Annotated in this window: 20 protein-coding genes; 11 read left to right on the forward strand and 9 right to left on the reverse strand. The window is 71.7% G+C overall.

Annotation, left to right across the window (positions count from 1 at the left end; all coding sequences use genetic code 11):
• Positions 1-176: 176 nt before the first annotated feature.
• Entirely contained in the window at positions 177-1,241 is a 1,065-nt protein-coding gene (tsaD, locus tag AMK27_RS06980; protein WP_073904058.1) for a tRNA (adenosine(37)-N6)-threonylcarbamoyltransferase complex transferase subunit TsaD, read from the forward strand.
• A gap of 241 nt (positions 1,242-1,482) precedes the next feature.
• On the opposite strand, the gene AMK27_RS06985 is transcribed toward tsaD, so the two are convergent.
• Positions 1,483-3,219 carry an amidase gene (locus AMK27_RS06985; RefSeq protein ID WP_073903585.1) on the reverse strand — a complete coding sequence of 579 codons (1,737 nt, stop codon included), beginning with the start codon at positions 3,217-3,219 and terminating at the stop codon, positions 1,483-1,485.
• 176 nt (positions 3,220-3,395) lie between these two features.
• On the opposite strand from AMK27_RS06985, the gene AMK27_RS06990 reads away from it, so the two are divergent.
• A complete protein-coding gene (locus AMK27_RS06990; protein WP_241847338.1) occupies positions 3,396-4,118 on the forward strand; it encodes a TetR/AcrR family transcriptional regulator in 723 nt (240 codons plus the stop codon).
• 144 nt (positions 4,119-4,262) lie between these two features.
• Here the strand turns inward: AMK27_RS06990 and AMK27_RS06995 are convergent, their stop codons facing one another.
• The 3 genes from AMK27_RS06995 to AMK27_RS07005 all read right to left on the reverse strand — a co-directional run bounded on the left by AMK27_RS06995 (position 4,263) and on the right by AMK27_RS07005 (position 6,474).
• Entirely contained in the window at positions 4,263-5,264 is a 1,002-nt protein-coding gene (locus tag AMK27_RS06995; protein WP_073903587.1) for a hypothetical protein, read from the reverse strand.
• Between the two features lie 70 nt (positions 5,265-5,334).
• The gene (locus AMK27_RS07000; RefSeq protein WP_073903589.1) at positions 5,335-5,685 is read right to left on the reverse strand and encodes a hypothetical protein; all 351 of its coding nucleotides are present in this window, start codon (positions 5,683-5,685) and stop codon (positions 5,335-5,337) included.
• 39 nt (positions 5,686-5,724) lie between these two features.
• Positions 5,725-6,474 carry a hypothetical protein gene (locus AMK27_RS07005; RefSeq protein ID WP_143204819.1) on the reverse strand — a complete coding sequence of 250 codons (750 nt, stop codon included), beginning with the start codon at positions 6,472-6,474 and terminating at the stop codon, positions 5,725-5,727.
• A 351-nt stretch (positions 6,475-6,825) separates the two neighbouring features.
• On the opposite strand from AMK27_RS07005, the gene AMK27_RS07010 reads away from it, so the two are divergent.
• Positions 6,826-7,896, forward strand: a complete 1,071-nt coding sequence (locus AMK27_RS07010; protein ID WP_073903600.1) for a ferritin-like domain-containing protein — start codon at positions 6,826-6,828, stop codon at positions 7,894-7,896.
• A gap of 110 nt (positions 7,897-8,006) precedes the next feature.
• Here the strand turns inward: AMK27_RS07010 and AMK27_RS07015 are convergent, their stop codons facing one another.
• From AMK27_RS07015 to AMK27_RS07025, 3 genes are all read right to left on the reverse strand, one after another.
• Positions 8,007-9,413, reverse strand: a complete 1,407-nt coding sequence (locus AMK27_RS07015; protein ID WP_338014285.1) for an FAD-dependent oxidoreductase — start codon at positions 9,411-9,413, stop codon at positions 8,007-8,009.
• A gap of 44 nt (positions 9,414-9,457) precedes the next feature.
• Entirely contained in the window at positions 9,458-10,480 is a 1,023-nt protein-coding gene (locus tag AMK27_RS07020) for a hypothetical protein (RefSeq protein WP_073903602.1), read from the reverse strand.
• Positions 10,481-10,926: 446 nt separating this feature from the next.
• Entirely contained in the window at positions 10,927-11,781 is an 855-nt protein-coding gene (locus tag AMK27_RS07025) for a DUF6426 family protein (protein ID WP_143204820.1), read from the reverse strand.
• 394 nt (positions 11,782-12,175) lie between these two features.
• Between AMK27_RS07025 and AMK27_RS07030 the strand changes: the two genes are divergently transcribed.
• From AMK27_RS07030 to AMK27_RS07040, 3 genes are all read left to right on the forward strand, one after another.
• A complete protein-coding gene (locus AMK27_RS07030; RefSeq protein WP_143204821.1) occupies positions 12,176-15,274 on the forward strand; it encodes a LuxR C-terminal-related transcriptional regulator in 3,099 nt (1,032 codons plus the stop codon).
• Between the two features lie 121 nt (positions 15,275-15,395).
• Positions 15,396-17,393 carry an nSTAND1 domain-containing NTPase gene (locus tag AMK27_RS07035; RefSeq protein ID WP_073903608.1) on the forward strand — a complete coding sequence of 666 codons (1,998 nt, stop codon included), beginning with the start codon at positions 15,396-15,398 and terminating at the stop codon, positions 17,391-17,393.
• Between the two features lie 183 nt (positions 17,394-17,576).
• On the forward strand, positions 17,577-18,203 hold the full coding sequence (locus tag AMK27_RS07040) for a hypothetical protein (RefSeq protein WP_241847339.1): 627 nt from the start codon (positions 17,577-17,579) through the stop codon (positions 18,201-18,203).
• Positions 18,204-18,227: 24 nt separating this feature from the next.
• On the opposite strand, the gene AMK27_RS07045 is transcribed toward AMK27_RS07040, so the two are convergent.
• A complete protein-coding gene (locus tag AMK27_RS07045) occupies positions 18,228-18,911 on the reverse strand; it encodes a hypothetical protein (RefSeq protein WP_241847340.1) in 684 nt (227 codons plus the stop codon).
• 532 nt (positions 18,912-19,443) lie between these two features.
• Here AMK27_RS07045 and AMK27_RS07050 point away from each other — a divergent pair.
• The gene (locus AMK27_RS07050) at positions 19,444-20,895 is read left to right on the forward strand and encodes a multicopper oxidase family protein (RefSeq protein ID WP_073903614.1); all 1,452 of its coding nucleotides are present in this window, start codon (positions 19,444-19,446) and stop codon (positions 20,893-20,895) included.
• 80 nt (positions 20,896-20,975) lie between these two features.
• Here the strand turns inward: AMK27_RS07050 and AMK27_RS07055 are convergent, their stop codons facing one another.
• On the reverse strand, positions 20,976-21,791 hold the full coding sequence (locus AMK27_RS07055; protein WP_073903616.1) for a hypothetical protein: 816 nt from the start codon (positions 21,789-21,791) through the stop codon (positions 20,976-20,978).
• 411 nt (positions 21,792-22,202) lie between these two features.
• On the opposite strand from AMK27_RS07055, the gene AMK27_RS07060 reads away from it, so the two are divergent.
• The 4 genes from AMK27_RS07060 to AMK27_RS44480 all read left to right on the forward strand — a co-directional run bounded on the left by AMK27_RS07060 (position 22,203) and on the right by AMK27_RS44480 (position 25,162).
• Positions 22,203-23,525, forward strand: coding sequence for an LCP family protein (locus AMK27_RS07060; protein ID WP_241847341.1), 1,323 nt, complete (start codon positions 22,203-22,205; stop codon positions 23,523-23,525).
• Positions 23,526-23,821: 296 nt separating this feature from the next.
• Positions 23,822-23,983 carry a hydrophobic protein gene (locus AMK27_RS07065; protein WP_073903620.1) on the forward strand — a complete coding sequence of 54 codons (162 nt, stop codon included), beginning with the start codon at positions 23,822-23,824 and terminating at the stop codon, positions 23,981-23,983.
• Positions 23,984-24,193: 210 nt separating this feature from the next.
• Positions 24,194-24,559, forward strand: a complete 366-nt coding sequence (locus tag AMK27_RS07070) for a PRC-barrel domain-containing protein (RefSeq protein WP_073903622.1) — start codon at positions 24,194-24,196, stop codon at positions 24,557-24,559.
• A gap of 9 nt (positions 24,560-24,568) precedes the next feature.
• Positions 24,569-25,162, forward strand: coding sequence for an STAS domain-containing protein (locus AMK27_RS44480; protein ID WP_445194834.1), 594 nt, complete (start codon positions 24,569-24,571; stop codon positions 25,160-25,162).
• Positions 25,163-25,185: the final 23 nt, after the last annotated feature.

Raw genomic sequence — 25,185 nt, forward strand, 5'->3', positions numbered from 1 at the left:
GGCACAGCTGACGGCGCTCGCCTGCGCGCGTGGCGTGGGGCGGGGGGGCCGGTGTCCGCACTCCCGGTCGATCAGCCCCCCTCGGCTACCTCCGGCGTGCCACGGGACTCTCTTATTGCCCATATATTGCAAGTGCAAGATCTAAGCAGAAGGAGTGGGCAGCAGTGGGTGGACCGATCGTCCTGGGTATCGAGTCGTCGTGCGACGAGACCGGCGCGGGGATCGTGCGGGACGGGAAGCTGCTCGCGCATGTCGTGGCGTCGAGCATGGACGAGCACGCACTGTTCGGCGGTGTGGTGCCGGAGATCGCCGCTCGGGCGCATCTGCAGGCGTTCAATCCGGTGGTGCGGGAGGCGCTCGATCAGGCGGGGCTGCGGCTGAGGCAGATCGACGCGGTCGCCGTCACCACCGGGCCGGGTCTCTCCGGCGCTCTCCAGGTCGGTCTCGCCGGGGCGAAGACCCTCGCCTACGCGGCCGGGGTGCCGCTCTACGGCGTGCACCACCTTGCCGGGCATGTCGCCGCCGACACCCTTGAGCACGGCCCGCTGCCCACCCCGTGCGTGGTGCTGATCGTCTCCGGCGGGCATACGTCCCTGCTGCTCGTCCGGGACCTGGTGCGCGAGCCGATCCTGCACCTGGGGGACACGCTCGACGACGCGGCGGGGGAGTGCTTCGACAAGGTCGCCCGCATCATGGGCCTGTCCTACCCGGGCGGGCCGGCCATCGACCGGGCCGCCCGGGAGGGGAACCCGCGCGCGGTGGACTTTCCCCGGCCCCTCACGCGCCCGGGTGACGACCCGTACGCCTTCTCCTTCTCCGGGCTCAAGACGGCTGCCGCCCGCTGGGTCGAGAAGCACCGGGCCCAGGGGATCGGCCTGCCCGTCGCGGACGGGGCCGCCGCTCTTCAGGAGGCGGTCGCCGATGTCCTGACCTGCAAGGCGCTGGCCGCCTGCGCGGCGCACGAGGTGAGGACGCTGATCGTGGTCGGCGGGGTGGCCGCGAACTCCCGGGTCCGGGGCCTGGCCGAGCAGCGGTGCGCCGCCGCGGGGGTGGAGCTGCGGGTGCCCCCGATGACGCTGTGCACGGACAACGGCGCCATGATCGCGGCCGTCGGCGACCTCCTCGTACGGTCCGGCGCCGAGCCCGCCCCGCTGGACGTGTCGATCGACCCGTCGGCCCCGCTGGAGTACGCCTCCCTGACCCCGCTGCCGCAGGCCGGGGCCGGAGCCAGAGCCGCCTGACGGAGATGGCCGAACGGGGAGGGCATGGCCGGATGCCATGGCCTCCCCGCCGTCCGGCACGGCCGGCTGACCGCTCTGGTCCGGGACGGTCGGCTTGTCCGCTCTGCTCCGGTACGGTCGGCCGTCCGTTTCCGCCGCTGTACGGTCGGCCGTCCGCTTCCGTCGCCGACCGTGGTGATCCGCCCGGAGGGCTCCGTCAGGTCACTCCGCTGTCACTCCGCCGACCGCCGCCACTCCGCTGTCACTCCGCCGACAGGCGCGGCGTGCGAGGCGGGAGGGTGCGCCGGCTGCCCGTCTTCTCGAAGGCCGCCGCGAGGGACAGCAGGGCGTTGTCGTCGTACGCGCGGCCCGCGAAGGTCAGCCCGACGGGCATGCCGATGTCTGCCATGGTGCCCATGGGCACGGTCACGGTCGGGATGCCGAGGTGGCGGGGGACCAGGTTGCCGTTGGCGACCCAGACGCCGTTGCGCCAGCCGAGGTCGGCGGACGCCTCGTCGACGTCCATGTCCGCGGGGCCCACGTCGGCCACCGCGGGGAAGACCACCGCGTCCAGGCCCAGTCCGTCCATCCACAGCTCCAGGTCGACGCGGCGCGTCTCCTCGAGGCCGCGCAGCCCCTGCTCGAGCTGCGGCATGTCGGCGAGGGAGGCGTACGGGCGCTCGCGCACGAAGCGGGGGTAGTCGCCGACCGTGTCGTCGAAGCCGTCGTACCGGTCGGGAAGCTCGCCTTCCTGCTTGGGCCAGATGCGGGCGCCGTCCACGTCGGCCAGCGTGGAGAGCGCCGGGTCGCCGTTGGCCCGCAGGAAGTCGTCCCAGGCCCAGGCGGACAGGTCCTCGATCTCGAAGGTGAGGTACTCGCGGCTGACCAGGCCGCGGGTGAGCAGCGAGGGCGCACCGGGGCGGTCGGACTCGTAGTTCGACACCACCGGGAAGTCGACCTCGACCACCTCGGCGCCGGCGGCCTCCAGGTCGCGGCGGGCGGCTTCCCACAGGGTGATCACCGAGGGGCGCGTGTCGACGCGCTGCCCGGTCTGGCCGCCGATGCCTCCGTCGGGGTTCGTCCCGGCGGCGGGGTCGGCGTTGACGTACATCCTGGGCACGCCGACGCGCTTGCCGGCGAGCGCGCCGGACGCGGCCTCGGCGTCGGCGGGCGCGAGGGCCGGGTAGGAGGCGGGGCGCACCTGCGAGGCCGGGGGCAGCGCCACCCACGGCTGGGCGCGCCACAGGTCCCCGCGCGTCTGCGGGTCGTCGGCGACGATGACGTCGAGCAGTTCCAGCAGGTCGGCCATGGTGCGGGTGTGCGGGACGACGACGTCCATGGTCGGGACGAGCGGCCAGTTGCCGCGGACCGAGATCACGCCGCGGCTGGGGGTGTAGGCGCACAGTGCGTTGTTCGAGGCGGGGGCGCGGCCAGAGGACCAGGTCTCCTCGCCGAGGCCGAACGCGCCGAAGGACGCCGCCGTGGCCGTGCCGGAGCCGTTGGAGGAGCCGGAGCCGTAGGCGCTGGTGAGCCAGTCGGCGCTGTACGGGCTCTCCGCGCGGCCGTACACACCACGCTGCATGCCGCCGTTCGCCATCGGCGGCATGTTGGTGAGGCCGATGAGGACCGCACCGCCCGCGCGCAGCCGCTCGATGGCGAAGGCGTCGCGCTGGGCGACGAGGTGCTCGAAGGCCGGGGAGCCGGACGCGGCCGTGAGCCCCTCGGCGAGGTAGCTGTCCTTGGCGGTGTACGGGATGCCGTCCAGTGGGCCCAGCGTCTCGCCGCGGGCGCGGCGGGCGTCTGAGGCCTCCGCGTCCGCCCGGGCGCGCGGGTTCATGACGACCATCGCGTTCAGGGCGGTGGCGGTACCGGGCCGGTCGTACGCGTCGATCCGCGCGAGGTAGGCGTCGAGCAGCTCGACCGCTGTCGTCTCGCCCTTCTCCAGCGCTGAGCGCAGGTCGGCGATACAGGTCTCCACGACATCGAATCCGCGCGTCATGTGGGTGTCTCCTGGGTGGTGAGTCAGGGCAGGGCGGGCCGTTGGCCGTCGGGCGACGGCGCACAGCTGGGTGCCGCACTCCTCATCGCATTAACTAGATTTTCAGTCTAGACTAAAGGTCTAGATGTGCGGAACCTAGACTTGGGACCTGGATCTCCGGAATCGAAAGTGAGCGCATGCCGACGTCAGAGACCGGGCCCGCGGAGCCCGACCGCCTCCCCCCGCCGAGCGGCGTGATGGGATCGGCGGGCGCCGACACCGCAGGCGCCCCGCGGCCCGCGGCCCGGGTCCCGATCGACCGGAAACGCCAGCGCAGCGGGGACGACGCGCGGGAGCGGGCCATGCGGGCCGCCATCAGCGTCATCGCCGAGAAGGGCACCGCGGCGCTGCGGATGTCGGACATCGCCGCGCGGGCCGGGATGAGCACCGGGCACATCCTCTACCACTTCGGCAAGAAGGACCGGCTGCTGCTCGAAGTCCTCGCGTGGAGTCAGGCGGACCTCTGGACCCGCTTCCAGCAGGCCGCCGACCGGGCCGCGTCACCTGCGGAGAAGCTGGACCTGTTCGTCCGCGCCTACCTGCCACGCCACCAGGGCGACGAGCGCTACGCACTGTGGACGCAGGTACTGGCCCAGCGCCACGACGAAGCGGGCAAGCGCATCCTCACGGAGCTGCTGGACGGCTGGGACGAACGCCTGGAGGTCATCCTCCGCGAGGGCCGGGACCTGGGGTACTTCGCCGAGGTGGACCTGCCGGAGTTCACCGTCCGGGCCGTGGCCATGCTGAGCGGGCTCGCCGAGGACGTGATGTTCGGACGGCCCCGCTGGCAGCACACCTCCGCGCACGCCTTCGCCCTCTCCGCCCTCGAACGCGAACTGCGACCCACCGGTCAGGGCTGAGGGCGACGGCAGGCGGCGCCGCTGATGCCTACGGGAGATCGGAGCGCCGGACTCCCGGGGCACCGGACCGTCAGCGCCAGCGGACCGTCGGGGGCACCGGACCGTCAGGATCAGCGGATCGTCGGGGTCAGCGGATTGTCGGGGTCAGCGGATCGTCACCAGAGCGTTCGACTGGAACAGGCCGTACCACTCGGTGTAGATGCCGCGGTCGCACGTCGTCGGGTCCGTGATCAGGCGCCCCGACTCATCGGTCTTCCGCGCCGCGTTCCCGGCCCGCTTGTGCGACCAGAAGCCTTCCAGGTGATAGCGGTAGAAATGGAAGTCCCGGACGCCGGTCGAGAAGGTGCCGGTGCACAGGCCCACGACGAACCGGCTGCTCCCCGGGGGCTGGCAGGGGAACCCGTACATCGACAGCCCGTCCTTGTAGAGGCCCACGGCCACCTGGAAGCCCAGCATCGTCGCGGGGATCTCGTACCCGTGCTTGCGGCCGGGCCGCGCGAACGTGTCGGTCCGGATGGCCACGGCGTACGCGTAGCAGTTGTTGTACGGCTCGATCAAGGGGTGGTTCCAGTACTCGGGGGCCCACACCTGGCTGTCGAAGGCGCAGAAGGGCTTTCCGTCGGCGAGCCGTCGCAACTGCTCCCTGACCTCGTCGGTGACCCCCGTGGCCTCGCCGGTGGCGCCCGTGACTTCGCCGGTGGCACCCGTCTGCTGCTGGTCTCCGGGGCGCGTCGAAGCCGCCCGGCCGCCGCCATCGGCCCGCCCGGTCCGAGCGATCTCCTCCTGGGCGGTCGTCCGCATGGCGTCGGCGTACCAGGTGCCGTTGTCGATGCCCCCGCCCTCCGACAGGTTCGAGGGCATCGTCTCCACCAGCTTCGCCGCCAGTTCCGCGCTCGCGGCCTCGTCCTTCGCGGCGCCCCCGGCGAGCTCGAACCGCTGCGGCAAGCCCTCCCTGCCGGGTCCCTCGGTGAACTCAACCCGCACCCCGTCGAAGCCGAGTCCGGTGTAGCCGCTGTGGACTTCGCCGCGGGCCTCGGGAGTGCGGAGCAGCAGCTCCTCCAGGTAGCCGACCTGGTCCGGATCGCTGATCTCCCACGAGGGGTTGGGGCGTCCGGAGAACATGTCGATGGTGATGCGCAGGGCCATGATGTTGCCTCCACCGCCCGGACCGGAGGACCCGCGGGCCTGCCGGCGGCGAGTCCTCCGGAATCGGCTGCTAGAAGGGACACTCGATGTGGACCTCGATGTCCACGCCGCCGACGTGCACGCCGATGTCCACGGACGACGACTCGGTGACCGTGGGCGTGATGATGATCGGCACGCCCTGGGCCAGTCCCTGACTGAGCAGGGCCTGCCAGGTGAAGGCGTCCTCGGGCGTTGCCGTGGCCTCGACCAACTGGGCGCGCTGCTTGTCCGTGAGCGAGAAGTACTCCTCGCCGAAGGCCAGGGCGCCGCTCGTCTGGATGATTCCGATCGCTCTGCGGCGTTCGTTCTCGTCGGCCTTCAGCTGCTGGACGAGCTGCTCGAAGGACTGCGGGTTGAGTGCCGGCTTGGTGTACGTCGCCATGACGTTCGGTCTCCTTCCGCGAAACCGTCCGGGCCGTGGTCAGGCCCGGTTCAGGCAGATGTGCTGGGTCGTTCCCGCCATGGTCGCCTGGTCCAGGACGAAGGTCCGGTTGACGTAGCCCTCGCGCATGACCAGGACTCCGTAGGAGGTCCACATCCCGTCGATGAGCGCGATGAACTGGGCGTTGGCGTCGAACAGGTAGGTGTTGTAGCCGTCCGTGATCCAGGACCAGGGCAGCAGCTCCTCGCTGGCGCAGTCGGTCAGGACCAGTGTGACGAACCACGGGATCTGAAAGTCCTCGGCCGAGCCGCCCCGCTGCTCCCCGCCGAACAGGGACCGGTCCCCGAAGAACCCGGTCCTGCGGCTGGTGCTCGTGGACTTGCCTGACACGGTGGCCAGTTGCCGATGGAACGGGTGGGTGAGGCGCGCCGTCGAGTTCCCGTTCGTCGCCTGCCGGAGGAACACCCGGACCATGGCGGTCAGTTTGACCGCGAGGTCGGCCTCATCGTAGACGGGGAACAGCTCGGGAGGCAGGCAGGGGTGGACCGGCAGGGGGAAGTCGGGCGTGGGCATGGGGTGGGCGTTCAGCTTCTGGGTGAGGTCGTCCGGATCCGCGAGGGGCATGGGAAGCGTCCGCAGCCGTGAGCCGAGCTCGTAGATGAGCGCGGTCTCCGGGTGGGCCTCGAGCAGGAGTGCCTCGAAGGAATCGAGGGAACCGCGTGGATCGGAGGAACCGCGTGGATAGGGGGAAGCGGAGGAACCGGAGGTCGTGTCAACGCTCTGACGCACCGTCATCAACTCCTGTTGATGAGTCAAGTACTGGCTCGGGACGGAGCTCCGCGTCGGGCGCGGGAGCGGCGAGAGGTGGGCGAGAGATCGCCGAAAGTGCCCTACGGCATCCACGCGTTGGGAGCGGCGTGCGAGCAGGCGCGCGACGCGCGCGCTACGGTTTCAGTCTCGGCCCGGCCGCCGCGGCGCGCAACTCGCCCGGGTCGCCGCCGGCCCATGGCTGACGTAGCGTGGAAGACAACTGATTCCCCCAGTCGTGCCCGGCGGAACTCGCCCTGTCGGAAACCACGATGACCTGTGCGGGTGGCCCCGTCGCGGAAGCACGAACCTGGCTGCGAGGAAGGGGCGGTCGTGACCGCGCTTCTCGACTACCGGAGCAACAGGATCGTCGAGCTGATGGGGGAGCCCGCCGATCATCGCGACGCGGATTGGCTGAAGGAGTCCCTCCAGCAGGCCGTCATGCTGGAACTGGCCACGCTCCCGCCCTACTTGTGCGGCCTCTGGTCCATCGAGGACCCCGACCGGGACGGCGACGCGTTCGAGGCGATCCGGCGGATCGTCTTCGACGAGATGTCCCACCTCGCCCTGGCCGGCAACATGCTCACCACCATCGGCGGTGCCCCGCGGCTGGCCGACCCGAGGACGGTGCCGGCGTATCCGGGCTTGCTGCCCGGTGGCGTACGGCCCGGTCTGACCGTGTTCCTGAGCGGGCTGACGAAGGAGTCGCTGGACCTCTACTCGCGTATCGAGGCGCCCGACGACCCGCTCGCCGAATCCCGCGCGTCCACCTCGATCGGCGCCTTCTACACGGCGATCCTCGATGTGTTCCGCACCCACGCCGACCTGATCGCGGGGACCCGGCAGCTCACCCGGAACATGTCCCACCACGGGCAGGGCAACAGCGTCGTGGCACTCACCGGCCTCCCCCAGGTGACCGCTGCCATCGAGGTCATCAAGGAGCAGGGCGAGGGAACGTCGGGCTCACCCGTGAACCCGCATCCGGGCGAGCCGGGCGAGCCCGCCCACTACCACGTCTTCCGCGAGATCTTCCACGGCCGCAAGCTCGTCAAGACCGCCGAGAACCCGGACCGATGGGAGTTCACGGGCGACGAGATCCCCATGCCCCGCGCCCTGCCGATGGCCACCGTCCCCGCGGGCGGTTGGGACACGTCGGGCTCGGCGGTCGTCGACGCCGGGACGCGCGAACTGCTCGATGCCGTCAACCACGCGTACAGCGAGATGCTGCGCCTCCTGGAGGCGGCCTGGCAGACGGATCTGCCGGCGAAGGCGAAGGAACTGCTGACGAAGGCCATCGGCACGATGTTCGACCTGCAGGGGCCGGCACGCAGCCTGATGGAGCGACCGCTGCCCGACGGAAGCGGCCGGACCTTCGGCCCCGAGTTCCGTTACACCGAGGCCTGAGGAGCGCACTTCGTCGAGCGATCGCGCGCCTCTTGTGCGCCCCTGTGCTACGAATGCGCTCCATGCGCCCCCTGGGGCGGAACCGGCCTGCCCAGCGTGCGGGAAGCCGGTCAGCGCCCCGCGTCGATACCTTGCGTGAAAGCCCCTGAGAGGGTGTCCACGAGGCCCACTGAACGGCGCCGAGCCCAGAACGGGGCCGACGACCAACGCTGTTCGTCCGCGTAGGCCCGGGCGTGGTGCGTGAGGTAGCGGGCCGCCACCCCGTCGACGAACGCCCTGTACTCCGCGAGCGCGTCCTCGTCGCCACGATCGGGGCCGCGCAGACAGCGGTCGACGGCCCGCGCCGCGCGGACGCCGGTGTGCAGGGCCGTCAGGATCCCCTGGGAGGAGAGCGGGTCGCAGGCGAGCGCGGCGTCCCCGGCGGCCACCCAGCCCGGTCCGGCCGGCGGGGCGAGCCGCTGCCCGTGGGCCGGCGCCCAGCGCGGTTCAGGCCGCGGCCCGGCCGCGTAGCCGTCCAACCGGGTCCGCACATGCCGGGTACGGGCCGCCCGTTCCAGGAACCCGGTGGCGGTGCGCAGCCGGGGATCGGCGAGGTCGCGGTCGGTGAGATGGGCGACCAGCCGCCCGGCCGGCACGCGCGCGGTGTACCACCAGCCGTCCGGTGCCGCCTCGACGAGCGTGCGCAGGTCCTGGTCGGCCGGTGCGGGGCCGGGCAGCACGGCGTACGCGGCCACGAGCCGGTCCTGCCGCAGCCGCATGGCGCTGTGCCGGGCGATCACCGCGCGTCGGCCGGTGGCGTCCACCACCCACGGGCAGGGCACCTCCCGCTCCTCTCCGCGCTCTTGCCCCTCCCCACGCTCCCGCACCACCAGCTGCCATTCTCCCGGCCGGCCCGTCCGGCGCACCGCGACGCCGCACACGAGTCGGGCTCCGGCTTCCACGGCCGCGCCGCGCAGGAACGCGTCGAACCGCACGCGGTCCAGATGCCAGTCGGGCCCATGCGGGTCCAGGACGTTCCCCCGCCCGTACAGCTCCCCGGAGCCCCAGGCCGCCTCGGTGCCGGTGCAGGGCAGGTGCCCGTCGGCGCCGAGACCGTCCAGCAGGCCCAGGTCACGCAGGAGGGGCCGGGCGGCGGGCGGCAGGGTCTCGCCGATCCGGTACGGGCCCGCTCCTCGTGGCCGGTCGCGCGGGAGGTCTCGTGGCGGCCGCTCGGAATCGGCCGCGGCCGATTTCGCCGCGGGCCCCGCCGGGCGGCCACCGGGCCGGGGATCACCGGGCCGGGGATCGAGGAGCAGGACGCGGCGGCCCGCGCGGGCCAGGCACAGCGCCGCGACCGACCCGGCCGGCCCGGCGCCCGCCACGACCGCGTCGCAGCCCGCCGCCACAGCGTCGTACCCGCCTGCCGTCACCGTGTAGCAGCCGGGCGCACCCGCGTTGCAGTCCGCCGCCACCGAGTCGTACCCGCTTGCCGCCACCGAGTCGTACCCGCTTGCCGCCACCGCGTCACAGCCCGGCACGCCCGCATCGCACCCGCCCGCCACGACCGCGTCGTCGCCGCCCGTCACGCGCGGCCGGGGAAGCGGCTGATCTTGGTGATGAAGCCCGTCGAGACCTCCTCGTCGGGCGGCTCGGCCACCTCGCGGCGGGCCTCGGCGATGCTGTCGGCCGGGCGGTGCACGGGCAGGGAGTGCCAGGGGTTGAAGGCGAGGTTCTCGCCGTACGCGGGCTGGCCGCGGGCCTCCGTGTCCTGCTGGTGCAGGGTCAGCCGGGCCACCCGGACCGGGGCGCTCTCCGCCTCCTCCCAGCGGACGGTGGCCCGGTCCAGGGGCATGCGCTCGGGGTCGGCGCGCACCTGCACGAACAGGTCGAACGCCGCCTCCCCGGCGGCCAGCCGGTGCCGCAGGTCGCTCCGGAGGAAGGACGGGTCCTCGTCGGGCGGCGCTGCCTGCGGATCACCGTCCGGGCAGCCCGCCGGGACGAGCTTGTACTTGACGTGCCGCTCGCCCCCGAAGCCGTACGGCAGCACGCTCCAGTACGTGGCCGTGAGGGTGCTCGCCTCCGCCGTGGCCATGTCCTGGAGGACCGTACGGGTGACCGGATGGCTGTCCAGATAGGCCTGGAGGACGTTGTCGACCGCCCCGGCCCGGGTGATCGCGCACATGTCACGGGCGGTGTCGACGAAGAACACGTCGTGGTTCTGGAGCAGCAGGTCCTGGGTGTCCGCGGCGCTCTCGTCCGGCAGGAGCTTCGCGCCGGGGACCCCGAAGAGTTTGATCCCGACGCCGAGGGTGGTGCGCAGGTCGGACCGGGAGGGCACGGTGTCGCTGGAGAACCGCACCCACGCGGTCAGCCCGCCCTGGGCTCCGGCCGCCGCCAGGAAGCCGACACGCAGCTCGTCGGGCAGGTCGGCGTCGACGGTGAGGACGCCCCGGGCGGAGCCGTGGGCCTTGAGGAAGACGGGCCGAAGGGCGGGTTCCTGCCCCTGCGCGATCCGCCTGCCCTGCACGAGGTCCACGAACATGGCGCGCAGCGCACCGGTGGGGTCGTCCGCGCAGTCGGGCAGGGGTTCCACGGGTCCGGACATGGGGCGGCCTTCCGGGGCGGGGCCGTCTTCTCGGCCGGTTCTCTCCTTGAGGCGGTCTCTCGGCCACTGTCCGAGGGCGGTCGGGCGGTCGGGCGGTGGCCGGTCCGCCGCGCCCAGGGGAGTGAGGGGCTCAGGGCACGGTCGCCCACCTGCCGAAACGCCTGCGAGGTGGCGCGTCCACGGGCCCGTGGACCCTCGGGGCGCACGCCCGGTGGCGCCCCCGCCAGGCGGCCGCGGTCCGGAACGTCCCAACGGCTCCGCTCAGGATGCCGAGCCACGGTTCCGCTCAGGACGCCGAGGGCGTCCGACCGCTGCCGGCCCGTGACGCCGTGACGCCCCGGGCGGCAGCAGCCGAACGAACCCCCTTTCTCCATCGGGCAGTTCACGGCGACGTTTCACGGCACCGTGAACCCCCGGTCAAGATCGTCCGAAGACGAGGTGCCGGCCTAGCAGGCGCGGCCGGTGACGGCGCCGGTGGGCTGGGTGACGTTGACGAACTCGGTCGAGTAGTTGCCCCAGAAGTCGGACGTGGTGATCGCGTAGACATTGGTCTGGTACTCGACGTACACGGCCCAGGACTCGCCCGGCTTGAGCGTGAACTCCGTGTTGTAGGTCTCGGTCACCGTGGTGTTGAGCTGCGTGCCCAACTGCGCGGTGAGCAGTTCGAGCGCCGTCGCGGAGATGTTGGTGCTGGTCTGCGTGGCGAGCGTGTAGGTCACCCCGCGGCTGTACTTGGCCTCGACGGTGGGGGACTGGTTGCGGTAGCACTTGCCGCGCTCCTCCCACACGCGGCCCCGGCTGTGGACGGTGACCAGGGGGCCGGTGCCGCTGAGGCCGCCTCCGTGAGTCGTCGGGATGTTGGGGCTTGCGGGGACGGAGGGGCGGACGGCGTGCCCGGTGACGACGACCTCGGGCAGGGTCGCGTCGATGGGCTGGCCGATCGGCCCGTCCACGACCTCCACTCCCGGGCCGCCCGGGTCGGACGGGCCGTTCCCGGGGTCGCCGGGATCACCCGGATCACCCGGGTCGCCAGGGTCACCCGGGTCGCTGGGGTCGTCGCTCCAGTCGCCGCCGTCGCCCCCTTCGCCACCGCCTCCTTCTCCGCCCCAGTCACCCCAGTCGCCGCTGCCCCAGTCGCCACTGCCCCAGTCGTTGCCACCGCCTTCGTCGCCGGTGTCCTCGTCCTGGCACAGCGTGGAGCCGCCACAGGCGTAGGCGGTGAAGGGGACGGCCACCGCCGGAACGGCGGTGAGGACGACGGCGCCGAGTACGGCGGTCGCCGCCATGGATCTCAACTTCACGAGTTCTCCCAGGTCGGGGATGGAACGGTTGGGTCTGACGGCACGGGAGTCTTCCCGGCGACCAGGCGGCGCACAGCCGTAGAACTACGCAACCGGCTACCGAGAGCGGGGACCGGCGAACGCGCCGGCGCCGTCGCCGATCGGGATCCGAGAGGGGACCGCACGGTCTGTCCAGCTGTCCTGCTGCCCAGCTGTCCTGCGGTCCTGGCGTCCGTCGTGGCTGGCGACAAGCCGCTGTCAGTGCGGCGCGTTACGTTGGACCGGAATGCTGGAGCGGGGGAGAAGTTCCGGGACTGGAGTGCGGCCTTGCCACGCGTGATCCGCGCCGCGCAGTGGTCGCAGGGGGGAAGGGGTGGTGTTCGTCGTGCCGTTACGGATGGTCGACGGTCCGCCGGTGGGACGCGAGCTCGAGCGTGCGCGGCTGGCTCAGGTCCTGGACGGGCTGGGGCGTGGCCGGGGGGCCGTGGTCGAGATCGTGGGTGAACCGGCTTCGGGGAAGACGCAGTTGGCCTGCGGCCTGGCGGAGGAGGTGGCTCGACGGGGGCTACCCGTGTTCTGGGCCCGTCCGCCCCGCTCGGCCGAGGCCGTGGGTCCGTTCCAGGTCTTCCGCGACACCGTGGGGCCGGCGGGGGACCGCGAGGCGTCCGCCCCGGCCGACTGGTGCGAACTGGTCCGGCAGCGGGCGGCAGGCGGCGTGCTGCTGGTCGACGAGCTGCACCGGGCCGATCCGTCCTCGCTGGAGGTGGCGCTCCGGCTGATCCGCGCCTCAGCGTCCGTATCCTCCGCTTCGTCTTCGTCTTCGTCCTCGCACCCGTCCCCCTTTGATCTCGTACTGGTCCTGGTGCATCGGCCGAGGCAGAGCCCACCGGCCCTGCTGGAGGCGCTCGACCTGGGCGTACGGACCGACGGGATCGTCCGAGTAGAGGTCGGCCCCCTGGGAGCGGCGGCCGTGGCGACGCTTGTCGATGGCTGGCACCGACCCGCCATCACCCCGTACGACGGCGGGTCCCTGGACACAGCCATGGCCTCCGTGCACGGGCGCTCCAACCCTGACCGGACGACCGCCTCCTCGGCTGCCCCGCATGCTGCGTCCTCTGCGGCTGCCCTGCATGCCGCGTCGGAGGGACTGCCTGGGTATCTGCGGCTGCTGGTCGCGGCCGGTTTCGACGCCGAGGTCTGGCCCGACCGCGCAGGCGGGGACGAGCCCCGCCTGCTGCGCGAAGCGGCGCCGCTGCTCGCGGAGCTCGGCGAGCTGAGCGGACCGGCGCGGGCCGCTGTACGGGCGGCGGCCGTGCTGGGCGGGACGTTCCGCCCGGCGGACGTCGCCCGCGTCGCCGGGATCGGGACCCGAGACGGCCTCACGGCGTGCGCGGAGCTGGTCCGCGTGGACCTCGTGCGTCCGGCGAGCCACGGCGGCCAAGGGCTGGCATTCCGCCATCCGGTCGTCGGACACGTCGCACACGCCGACTGCGACCTGCCCTTCCGGCTGGAGGCCCACCGGCGCGCCCTGCGTATCGCCGACGAGCGGGGTGGGCCCGCCCAGGAACGGGCCCGGCACGCCGAACACCTGGTCCACACCGACGGAGCCGCCGCTGCTCGCGTCCTCGTCGAAGGGGCCGCGCAGACGGTCACCCGGGCACCCGCGCTCGCGGCGCGCTGGCTGCGCCTCGCCCTGGACTCCCCGCCCGCCCCCGGCCAGGCGGTCGAGGAACGGGCGGCCTGGGAACTCGCCCACTGCAGGGCGCTCATCGCCGCCGGACAGCTGAGGGAGGCCCGTAGCCTCGCCCATGACCTGCTCTCGCGGGTCGGCCCCCTGCTCCCCGGATCAACCGGCGACGAGGGCACGACGCCGGCTTCGGGGTTGCGGCTGCGGACGTACGCGGTCTGCGCCGACGCGGAGCGGCTGCTGTGCCGTTACGAGGAGGCGGAGGCAATCGCCCGCACCGGAATGGCACTGCTGCCCCGGCCGCTGCCCGCCGTCCTGTCGGCCGAGGCCACCGAGCTGATCTACGTGTACGGGCTCGTGCACGTCCTGCGCGGTACCCACGACCAGATCAGGCCGCTGCTCGAGGAGGCCGCCCGGGCGCGGACGGAAGCAGGGCCGTCCGCCGGGGCGGCGCTGGCCGTGCTCATCGCCTTCTGCGACGTGTTCTCCGGCGACACGGCGCGGGCGGTACCCGAAGTGGCCCGCTGCGCCGCGCTGGTGGACGCGCTGCCGGACGGGGTGGCCGGCCAGACTCCCGACGTCCTCGCCCTCCTCGGGTGCGCGGAGCTGTACCTCGAACGGTTCCCGGACGCCCGCCGCCACCTCCAGCGGGGACTGGACGCCGCGACCGGCGGGGCGCACAAGCACATCCGCGCCCACCTGCTGCTGGGCCTGACCATGATCGACCAATGGGCCGGCCGCCTCGACGAGGCGGCGCGCAGGGCCGCCGAGGCGGAGGAACTGGCCCGGGCGGTCGACGCTCCCGACGTGGTGACGCTGGCGACGGCGATGCGCGCGATGACGCTGGTCTGGGCCCGGGGACGGCGATACACCGAGGAAGCGGTCACGCTCGCGGCGCGGGCGGTGGACACCGCGGCTCTCGGCCGTGGCTGGTGGGCCACCTCCGCCATCAGCCTGCTGGCGCACGCGCAGTTGCTCGGAGGGGACGCCGCAGGGTGCCTGCGGACGCTGCTGGACGGCGGAGGCGGCGAGGGCCTGCCGCAGGTGCAGCCCGCCTTCCGGCCCTCGCTGCTGGCCCTGATGGCGACCGCCGAGCTGAGCCGTGGTCATGGCACGGAAGCCGAGCGGCTGCTCGCGGACGCGGAGGCCGACGCCGGTCGGCTCGGTCTGGCACTTCAGTGGGCGTGTGTCCACCGGGCGGGAGCACAGTTGCGGGCGGTACGTGGGGAGCACGCCGCCGCGCTGGAGCTGTTCGAACGGGCAGCGGAGGCCTTCCGGGGCGCAGGTCTGCCTGTCCAGTACGCGTGGACGCTCATCGCCGGGGCACCCATGACGCTGTCGGTCGGCGGTCAGCATGCCGCGTTCGAGGTTCTGGAGCGGGCCGAGGCACTGGCCCGCCCCTGCGGTGCCGTCCTGGTCGTGGAGGAGGCGACACGGGTCCGCGACCGACTTGCCGGGGCCACCCGGCCAGGCGGGGAGGCCGGTCCGCCCTCAACTCAGCGGACCACGGAATCTCCGGGCGCGGATCCTTCGGGCACGGAACCCCGGGGTACGGAACCCCGATCGGGTACGGACTTCCCGTCGCCCGTCGAAGACCGGACCGCGTATCTCCGGTCCGTCCTCAGCGAGCGCGAACGCGAGATCGCCGACCTCGCCGCCGAGGGACTGCGCTCCCGGCAGATCGCGGAACGTCTGTTCCTCAGTCACCGCACCGTCGACTCCCATCTGGGCAGTGCCTACCGCAAGCTGGGTGTCTCCTCGCGCACCGCCCTGGCCAGGGCGCTGGGCCCGGCTGCGCCCGGCCGGGAGCTGTCGGGCAGACCGTGACCATGCATCGTTCAGGCTCAAGGACACAGCCTCCGCCCGTCTCATCCGCGCACCACGTATGAGGCCAAAGTGGCCCGTGGTCGACACACCTTGTGCGCACAATGTGTCTGTGCAGAGTTGGATGCCGTCGGAGCGCGGATCGTTCGTGGGGCGGCAACATGAAGTTGCCTCGCTGATCACGAAGTTAGAAGTAGAGCGGCTGGTGACGCTGGTCGGCACCGGGGGCGTCGGCAAGTCCCGCCTGGCCGCGCGGGCCGCCGGCCTCCTCGCCCCCGACGCGTTCGAGAGCGTGCACTGGGCTCCCTTGTGGTCGCTGGGGAGCAGGGCCTTGCTGACCGCGCTGGTCGCCGATGCGTGCGGGCTGTCCGATCACTCGGCACGGGACCCCGTCGACGCGCTGGCCGCCTGGATCGGAACCCGCCGGGTGCTGCTGATCCTGGACTCGTGCGAGCATCTGGTCGCGGAATGCGCCGAGCTGGTGGAGGCGCTGCTCGCCTGCTGCCCCGCCTTGGTGGTGCTCGCGACAAGTCGGGAGCCGCTGGGGCTGGTTGGCGAAAGCCCCGTCCGCGTGGATCCACTGGCACCGGACCCCGACGCGCTGGCCCTCTTCACCGAGCGAGCAGCTGCTGTCGGCATTCGGTGGGAGGATCCGGAGGACCGAGTGGCCGCCGCCGAAGTGGTCCACTGGCTCGAAGGCCTGCCGCTGGCCGTGGAGTTGGCCGCCGCGCAGCTGCCGGACCGACCGGTTCGCACCATGGCCCGGCTGCTCCGCGGCAGGCTCGGGCTCGCGGAGCAGGCCGGGAGCACCGTCCAGCCGTCGCGCCACCGGGCGCTGCGCACCACCATCGGCTGGAGCCATGAACTGTGCGAGCCGCACGAACGGCTCCTTTGGGCACGGCTGTCGGTGTTCCGCTCGGACGTGGCCGTGGACGAGGTCGTACGGGTGTGCCGGGGTGGTCCGCTGACCGAGGCGCTGGTCGCCGAGGCCCTCGTCGGGTTACGGCGCAAGAGCCTGGTCACCCTGCACGACGACCGCCTGCGGATGCTGGACACGGTCCGCGAGTACGGGGCGATGTGGCTGGCCGAGCTCGGCGAGACGGGTGCGCTGGCCGACCGGCACGCGGACCACTTCGACGAGGTGGCCGCGACCGCCGAACAGGAGTGGTGGGGGCCGGGCCAGGCGGGAGCGTACACACGGCTCTCGGCGAGCCACGCGGACCTCTGCGCGGCGCTGGAGCATCTCCTGGCCACGGATCCGCCGAGGGCGGCGGCGATGGCGGGGAAGCTCGGCTTCTTCTGGGCGTGCTGCGGCTACCTGCACGAGGCCGGGCACTATCTGGAGGAATGCATGCGGGTCGTCGCGGCGCCGGCCGACGTCCTGGCGAAACTGTGCTGGTCCCTCGGGGTGGTCCGCTGCCTCCGCGGCGAGTACCAGGCGGCGGCCGGACTGGGGGAGAGGGCGCGGTCGGAAGCCCTCCGTGCCGAGGACGAGTCACTCCTCGCAGACGCCGCCTATCTCCAGGGGCTGCTGATGCTGCTGCGCGGCGAACCCCTGGAGGCCAAGAAGACCGCCGACCGGGCACTGCAGAGAACGCATGCCACTCCTGCGGCCGCTGCGCGGTGCCGCCTGGTACGCGTGTTCGCCCTCACCGGGCTGGGAGCCGTGAAGCAGGCGCGCGACGAGGCCGAGGACCTGCGCGCGGACTCAGTCTCCGCGGGGGAGCACTGGACCCGGTCGTACACCGAGTACCAGCTGGCGTTGATAGCGCTGCACGAGGAGCGGGCGGGGGAAGCCGCCGCGCACGCCAGATCCATGCTGCGGGACAAGCGGCTCATCGGCGATGCCTTCGGGTTGGGCCTGGGCCTCGACCTGTTGGCCGCCGCGCTGGCGGCGATGGAGCGAGGCGACCAGTCGGCCGTCGCCTCCGGGGCGGGTCAGGTGTTCTGGCAGATGGTGGGCCACCCCCAGCGAGGCACGCCTGAGCTGGGCCCCCTGCGCGACGGGGCCGAGTGCGCGGCACGCGCACAGATCGGCAACTCCGCATACGACAGGACGTTCATGCTGGCGACGCTCACGGACCCGTTCACGACACTGACCGACGTCCTCGACACCGACTGAACGAGAAGCGGGACGGGGCCAGGTGGGCCAGGTGGCTCGCTGGAGCGCCGCCTTCTCACCGAGACGATCTTCGTCAGCGCGCATCGCATGCCTGCATCTGAATGCCGTCCCGCATTTGGGCGGCACGCCTTGCCGATCCCCGATCGGCCGGCGTCGGTGGGCTGGTGACAGGATCGAAGGGTGATGATCAAGGGATACGACGGTGGCCCGCTGGTGCCGGGCGAGTCACTGCTCGGCCAACCGGGCTTCTGGTCGAACTACCTCATGGCGATGTGCAACGACGGAGGGTGTGCCGAACGCCCGGCTCCTGAGTGGTTCGGTGAGGACGGTGCCGATGCCGATGCCCTGTCCGAGGTCCTCTTCGATCCTCAACGTTGGCCAGTGTTCAGGATGCCGACAGAGAACGGCGCCGGCGCGGTGGTGATCAACCGGAACCTGGATGGCGACTACGGCACCGACTACCTCCTCGCCCATCCAGGCAGAAGCAACGTCGAGCAGATCGCCGGCTGGGACGGCGACTTCTCGGGCACGGGGCTGACCTGGCTAGAACTGATCCGGATCGCCGACAACCCGTCGCTTACGGCCGAAGGCGTTCAGGACACGGCCATGCGCCTTCTCCTGTTGCTTCCCCTCCTCACTGACCCGGACATGCCGGGAACAGCATCGGCAAGGCTTGTCGCCGCCCTGACCGTAGTCGGTGCGCCGCAAGGCACTGTCTCTGTCGCGGCGAAGCACCTGCTGACCCACCTCGCGCGGAGATCCCGGCACGACCCCAGGTGGGCATCTCCGCTGAGCGGCAGCGGAGAGTAGGGCCGGGACCGCTCAACACACCCCTCATATGCCGCCCGGCGAACGGTCCTGAGGCGATGCCGAGTCTGCCGTCCTTTCCGCCCGGCTCGGTGCGCCCCGCGCCGCAGCCCACGCCCACAGCGCGGACTCCGCCGTTTCGCGGGACTGGGGCCCGTGGTCGAGGTGGAGTTGCTGGAGGTGGCGGATGGCGGCCCCCACCATCCGGCCCGGAGGTATGCCGAGCAGGGCGATGACGTCCTTGCCGTCGAGGGCCACCGGGACTCCGGGAAGCCGCTCGGAGAGGGCTCGTTCGGCCGCCGCGCGTTCCTCGGACGCGCGGGCGGCCCGCTCGGACGCGTACCACGCGTCGTAGTCGGCCGCGCCGGACGCCTTCAGCGCGGCCCGGTGCCAGTCGTCCTCGTCCCGGCCCTGACCGAGTCCCACCTCCACGAACAGATCACGGTGGTCCGGCACGCCAGGGCCGGCCGGTGCCAGACCGAGCCGGGTGAGCGCCGCGTTGATCGGCCACTCATCCCGCGGTCCGCGGAAGTCCGAGGCGTGCACCGGCCCCCACTCCCGCACACCGCCTCGCCACACCACGGCGGTCTGCTCCCCGTCGCCGCCCCAGAAGTCCGCCTCCAGGTGGGCCACCGGTCCACTCCACGAGAGGTCCCGCAGCATGTCCGGAAGGCCGCTGCGGAGCCCGCCGGAGAGCGGCAGCAATCCCATGCGTTGAGGGAGCGGTGCAACCACCGCCCCGGGCACCCCTACGGCCCAGCCCCGCAAGCGGTCGAACTCACCCACAACAGCGTCAAGTCGGTACGACATCCGCGCACCGTACTCCACGCTCACCACGCGTCTGCACCGATCGCGTCGCCCCAGGCGACGAGCAGACCATCGTCGCGACGTCGTCCCCCTCTCGTACCGGTCGGAGCCGGCGCCCCGCCCGGACGTGCGCTCCGGGTGCTGCGGCACGGCCGCTGCGCACCATGCTCCCGCGCGGGGCACCCGCCCTTCCCTGAACCCCCGCAACTCGTAAACCCACGGTGAGCCGCCCGGAGAAATGAGTCGCTTGTCCTATATTCCGCCTGTGCGAAACATCCATGGAGTGAGCCGCCGAACGCTGCTCAAATCATTGTCCGTAGCAAGCCTTCCGCTGGCCTTCCGGGAGTCGCCGACCGAGCGGCACAACACGGCCCCGACGCCGTTTCCACAGCCGGCCGTCACCACACCGCAACAAGCCGCAGGGGCGCCGGCTCCGGTGACCGAGCAGACGCTCGACGTCCGGTTCGCCGAGGTGTCCGTCCCGGGCCACGGCCCCGTCACCACCCGCGCGTACAACGGAGCCGTACCGGGACCGACCCTGCGCGTACGAGCAGGCGGGGTGCTCCAGCTGACCCACGTCAACGGCCTCCCGCCCAACCCGCACACCGACGGCGGCCACAACGTCCCGCACCACCCCAACAGCTTCAACCTGCACACCCACGGCATGCACGTCTCCCCGGGCGGACAGGCCGACAACGTGCTGCGCGAGTTCGCCCCCCGCACCCAGGAGGACGCCGACGCCGGCCGCCCGGAACCCCGGTACACCTCCACGATCCACGTCCCCGAGAACCATCCGGCCGGCACCTACTGGTACCACCCTCACCTGCACGGATCCATCGCCGAGCAGATCGTCGGCGGCATGACCGGCGTCGTCATCGTCGAAGGCGACATCGACGAGGTCCCCGAGATCAAGGCCGCCGCCGACCTCGTCGTCTGCATCAACGAGCTCAAGCCCAAGGACGGCCGGATCCCCGCCTTCACCACCGGCAACTGGGTGACCGGCATCCCGTCCGTCTTCACCGTCAACGGCGCCGTCAACCCCACCCTCCAGCTGCGCCCGGGCGAGGTCCAGCGGCTGCGCCTGGTCGCTGCGACCGCGTTCACCGCCCTGCGTCTCACACTCACCGGCGACGGCGACGGCGGAAGCAGCAGCGGCAGCCTGACGATGCACCAGATCGCCCAGGACGGGATCACCTTCCCCCGGACCGTGGCCCAGGACCGTATCGAACTGGCCATGGGCAACCGGGCGGACGTCCTGGTCCGCGGCGGAACCCCCGGGCGCTACGAGCTGCGCGCCGAGACGGTGCCCGGCCCGCTGATGACGATCGAGGTCACGGGAGACCCTGTCGACCCGCCGATGGCCCTGCCGGACGCCCTGCCGCAGGGCCGTCCCTTCCTCGACGAGAACGAAACGGCCACTCTCCAGCCGGACCGGGACGTGGTCTTCCACTCCGACGCACGCGTCTTCCCCGCGCCCTTCCCCAACGCCTTCCGCATCCTGGGCACCGGTGCGACACCCCCGGCCGATCCGGCCGGCGACCTCACCCGCGACCCCGCCTACGGTCTGTTCGACCCCGACGTGGTCAACCACACCCTGCCCCTGGGCAAGGTCGAGCGCTGGACCGTCCGCACCGACGAGACGCTGCCGGCGCACAGCCACCCGTTCCACCTGCACACCAACCCGATGCTCCTCACCCACCGCAACGGCAGCCGCCTCGACCCCCCGGTCTGGCACGACACCATCGGCCTCTCCGGCGGATCCCCCGGTGACTCGGTCACCTTCCTGGTCAAGTACGAGGACTTCACCGGCCGCACCATCGCCCACTGCCACCAGCTCCAGCACGAAGACCTGGGCATGATGCAGACCGTGGACTACGTCGAACCGTGAGCCCCGGCCCCGGCCCCAGCCCCGGCGCGCGCCGGGGCTGGGGCGGGACTCATGAGACCCAGGCGGCCCACTCCGACCCGTCAGGCATGACAGTGGAGCCGGACGAGAATCGTGTCACCGGGAAGGTCTGCGAGGTATGCCTCGCTGTCTTGCCACGTGGAGAGGTCCGGCGGGTCGTGGGGACACGATTCAGGCTCGCAGGAGGCATGGACGGCGTTCGTACGGCCCTCCACCCACCAACCGTCCGCCGTGAGCACGTCCGTAATCGGCGGTCCCGACGCGGTGAACTCGCGAACGTACTCGGCACGAGTGCCCTCGTAGCCGATCACAGGATGCTCCGAGGGTGCCATGGATCCCACGAACCCCAGGTATCCCATGTTCAGACTGTGGGGATGGTCGAGGTACGCCTTGATCAGCGGCTGGTCGCGGTAGGCGGCCAGCATCTCGTCCCCCCACCGGTCACCTGGGAACGCGTCAGGATCGTTCCGCCAGCGGTCGACGAACACCGCGAGGGGAACCGCCGGAGCGTGGCGGGCCGACAGGTCGTGCCACAGGTCCCAGGAGGCGGCGGCAGCCCGCTCGGAAGCGAGAGCGGGCTGCGAGAAGTCGAGCAGGGCGCGGGGCCCTCCACCGCAGACGCCGGGGATGCTGGGGAGCGGCAACCCCAGGTATCCGGGTTCGTCGTGGATGAGCCGTGGGTCGTCCCAGTGGCCAGCCGCGACCGCGAACCCCGTGCCGTCGCTGCCTCCGGTGATGTGGCGCGCGTCCCACATGCCGCGGTCCACGGGGTTGTCAGCCGTGTCGATGAAGAAAGGCGCGAGAGCTTTCGTCAGTGCCCCTTCGACATCGCCTGCCGCGGCCCCCGGCAGACACACTGTCACCCATACCCCAGCCATCCACCCCTCCGTGTCATGTCGACGTCGGCCAGCATGATCACACGCGCGGTCCACCGCATCCACCGCATTCATCCACTGCATCCACCGCACGCCGCAGAGCCGGGCGAGCACCTCGACGGCCGCACGGAGACGCCATCAGACTGCGGCAGGCAGCAGGCAGCAGGCAGCAGGCAGCAGGCGGCAGGCGGCAGGCGGCAGGCGGCAGGCGGCAGGGGGGCAGCGGCACAGGCAGCAACTCCACCGTCTCCCTGACCGGGCAGCAGCACGGCCGTGTGGGGGCTCATCGCTGCCGCAGAGTGAACATCTGCGGCGTGTGGGCGGGTACCAGCAGGTCGCTGCGGCTAGCGTCGGGGTCCGAATCGCGGCACCAAGGCCGTCCGTGTGTGCCGGGCCGCGTCGACCATCCCGGGAGTGAGCGTGTTCCGTCTTGCCACTGCTGTGACCCTGGCCGCGACGATCGTGTCCGGTGCGGTGTGGGCCGAAGCCTCGTCAGCCCCCTCGATGGGGGAGACGGGGATGAACATCCTGGTCGTCGGCACCGACAGCCGGGCCGGTCTGTCGAAGGCGGAGAAGAACCGGCTGCACGTGGGCGGCGCGGGGTGCAACTGTACGGACGTGATGATGCTGGTCCATCTGTCCAGGGACGGCCGCCGCGCCAGCGTGGTGTCGATCCCGCGGGATTCCTACGTCACGTACGCCGATGAGGCAGGGACCCGAGCCAAGATCAACGGCGCGTACAACCGTGGGGGCGGCCCACTGACGGTCAAGACCGTGGAGAAGGCCACCGGACTGCGGATCGATCACTTCCTGGAGACCGGGTTCACCGGCTTCGAACAGACCATCAACGGCCTCGGCGGGGCAACCCTCTGCACCGACAAGACACTGCGCGACGAGAACTCCGGGCTCGACCTCACCCCCGGCTTCCACGACGCCGACGGAAACGGCACCTTGCGCTACGTCCGCGCCCGTCACATCGAACGGTCCGGAGACCTCGGCCGGATGCGACGCCAGCAGCGGACCGTGTCCGACCTGCTGAGGCGCCTCACCCTTGAAGGCGCTCTGGCCGACCCGGCCGCCGCAGCCCAAACCGCCCGCGCCCTCCTGGAATCCGTGCGCCCCGGCCCGAACACGGACCATGCCGATCTCGTCCGCATCGCCCGCGCACTGGGTCGCCTGGACCCTGCCCGTACTGAATTCGCCACTGTCCCACTGCGCCTGTTCGACCACCGGGTCCCCGGAGTGGGCTCGACCCTCGTCTGGCACGAGGAACGCTCCCAGGCTCTGTGGAAGGCCCTCGCGGCCGACCGCCCGATCACCGGCGACCGGCGCATCCAGCCCGTCCCCGAGACGCCGGCTCCCACCAACCCCGTCGGGATCAAGGTGCGGGTGGACGAGGCCGCCGTGGCGGCCGCACTCCGCTCAGGAGAGTTCGTCGTCACCGACACCTCCGCGTCGGCCCCGCAGACGCGCCCCGCCGGGCCGCCGGTCATCCGCTACGCACCCGGCCGCGAGAGCGACGCCGCGACGCTCGCGGCAGCGCTGCCCGCTGCGCGCCGACAGGTCGTCCCCGGCCACGATGCGTACCTCGATGTCACCGTCGGCACCCGCCCCGTCCAGGTCAGGAAGGTCACCTACGACCGCAATGTCGTCGACGGCGCCCCCACCACTGCCGACCGCCTCGGCTGCCTGGCAGACAGCCCGCGCAACACGCAAGCGCACATCGCCGCCGACTGACGTCCCGACTCATGGGACGGACGGCCGTTCTCCAGGTCCGATGTGAGGGACGATCGGCCGGCCGCCGTCGGGGCCGACACCTTCAAGTCCGCCGCCTTCAGCCTGGGAGTCGTCGGTTTCGACGTCTCCGGTTGCACGGACGCAGCGACGCTGGCAGGAAGACTGCCGCAGCCGCGCGACATCGCGGGCGTGTGGGTGAGCCGAGTCCGGCCCTCCCATAGGGAAATCCAGCGCCCAGTGTTTGGCAGGTGTGCGAGTAGCAAGCCGGGGCACACGGATTTCTGGAGGTAATAATCATGGTTCCCCTGCTACTCGTTCTTCTGCTGATCCTGCTTCTCTTCGGTGCCGGCTTCGCGCTGAAGATTCTCTGGTGGATTGCGATCGCCCTGCTCGTCGTCTGGCTGGTGGGATTCGTCGCCCGCCCCAAGTCCGGTAGCGGTCGATGGTACCGGTGGTAGCAGGCCCGTTCGGCCGATCCGGGCCGGGTCCCCTCAGCGTGACGTGAATGAGGGACTGGAAGCCGGGTAGTCGAATTGCGGCGGTGAGGGACTCCTGCCGCGCACGACGTACGGAAATTGAACGACGCAAATGAAGTGCACGACGCACGGAGAGTGGAGACGGCGAGAATTCTCTTGCCGTCCTCTCCTTACCGGAGGAGTTGTTTTCGCGTGACTGAGCATGTGTGGAGTTTCACGTCGACCTCGGGTCACCTGGCCGGTGCCGATCTCACCGGTTACAAGGTGGAGGCGACCAACGGGAGCATCGGCAAGGTCGACAAGCACTCCGACGAGGTCGGTGACGCCTACCTGGTCGTGGACACAGGGGTGTGGATCTTCGGCAAAGAGGTCCTGCTGCCGGCGAGCACGGTGACCCGCGTCGACCCGGAGGAGGAGAAGGTCTTCGTTGACCTGACCAAGGAACAGGTCAAGGACGCCCCCGAGTTCCACCGGGAGAAGCACCTCGGGGACGCTGGGTACCGCGACGAGCTGGGCACGTACTACGGCTTCCCGCCGTTCGGCGGCCGCCCGCTCTGACCGCGCGGCATGGCACGTGTGGGGCCCGAACTCGACGAGTTCGGGCCCCACACGTGCTACGGGTCGATCCCCGGCCGGCAGAGCCCGGCCTACGTCGGCCTCAGCTGTCCGGCCTGCCGGCAAGCACACCGAGGGTCCGGCTGTGTGGCCGATGCCCTCGCGGCAGCCCTCGCCCTCCCTCGCCCAGCATCTCTCCGATCGGCTGCGGCCCCGACCCGGTCCGCGAGACGACGTCCGTCGCCGCGCCGGCTCGGGGTTTCTTTCCCCGCCCGACCGCCCGACCGCCCGACCGCCCGACCGCCCGACCGCCCGACCGCCCGACCGCCCGACCGCCCGACCGCCCGACCGCCCGACCGGACATGCGCCTCTCTCACGCAGGTCACCGACGTTCTCGCCCTCTGCGACAGAGCCCTGATCCTGAAACTGGACCTGTCGTCCGTTTCCTTCATCGACTCCAGCGGTCTCCATACTCTTCTCCACCTGCGCAGAGACATCGGCAACGACGGCGGGACCCTGGAGCTGTGCGGCGTGACCGGGCAGGCTCTCCGTCTCCTGGACATCACCGGGACACGTCCGCTCTTCACCGTTCGACCCGCCGCCTGACACCACGGGCGTCACGTCGAACG

This window comes from Streptomyces sp. CB02009 (assembly GCF_001905825.1).
In the GTDB taxonomy this organism is placed as follows: domain Bacteria; phylum Actinomycetota; class Actinomycetes; order Streptomycetales; family Streptomycetaceae; genus Streptomyces.

Excerpts from the sequence above, each read along its gene's own strand:
- AMK27_RS06995 (WP_073903587.1), bottom strand. The coding sequence starts at position 5,264 with ATGGCCCTGCGCATCACCATCGACATGTTCTCCGGACGCCCCAACCCC.
- AMK27_RS07000 (WP_073903589.1), bottom strand. The coding sequence starts at position 5,685 with ATGGCGACGTACACCAAGCCGGCACTCAACCCGCAGTCCTTCGAGCAG.
- AMK27_RS06990 (WP_241847338.1), top strand. The coding sequence starts at position 3,396 with ATGCCGACGTCAGAGACCGGGCCCGCGGAGCCCGACCGCCTCCCCCCG.
- AMK27_RS07055 (WP_073903616.1), bottom strand. The coding sequence starts at position 21,791 with ATGGCTGGGGTATGGGTGACAGTGTGTCTGCCGGGGGCCGCGGCAGGC.
- AMK27_RS07040 (WP_241847339.1), top strand. The coding sequence starts at position 17,577 with ATGATCAAGGGATACGACGGTGGCCCGCTGGTGCCGGGCGAGTCACTG.
- AMK27_RS07020 (WP_073903602.1), bottom strand. The coding sequence starts at position 10,480 with ATGTCCGGACCCGTGGAACCCCTGCCCGACTGCGCGGACGACCCCACC.
- AMK27_RS07035 (WP_073903608.1), top strand. The coding sequence starts at position 15,396 with ATGCCGTCGGAGCGCGGATCGTTCGTGGGGCGGCAACATGAAGTTGCC.
- AMK27_RS07065 (WP_073903620.1), top strand. The coding sequence starts at position 23,822 with ATGGTTCCCCTGCTACTCGTTCTTCTGCTGATCCTGCTTCTCTTCGGT.
- AMK27_RS07045 (WP_241847340.1), bottom strand. The coding sequence starts at position 18,911 with ATGGGATTGCTGCCGCTCTCCGGCGGGCTCCGCAGCGGCCTTCCGGAC.
- AMK27_RS44480 (WP_445194834.1), top strand. The coding sequence starts at position 24,569 with ATGGCACGTGTGGGGCCCGAACTCGACGAGTTCGGGCCCCACACGTGC.
- AMK27_RS06985 (WP_073903585.1), bottom strand. The coding sequence starts at position 3,219 with ATGACGCGCGGATTCGATGTCGTGGAGACCTGTATCGCCGACCTGCGC.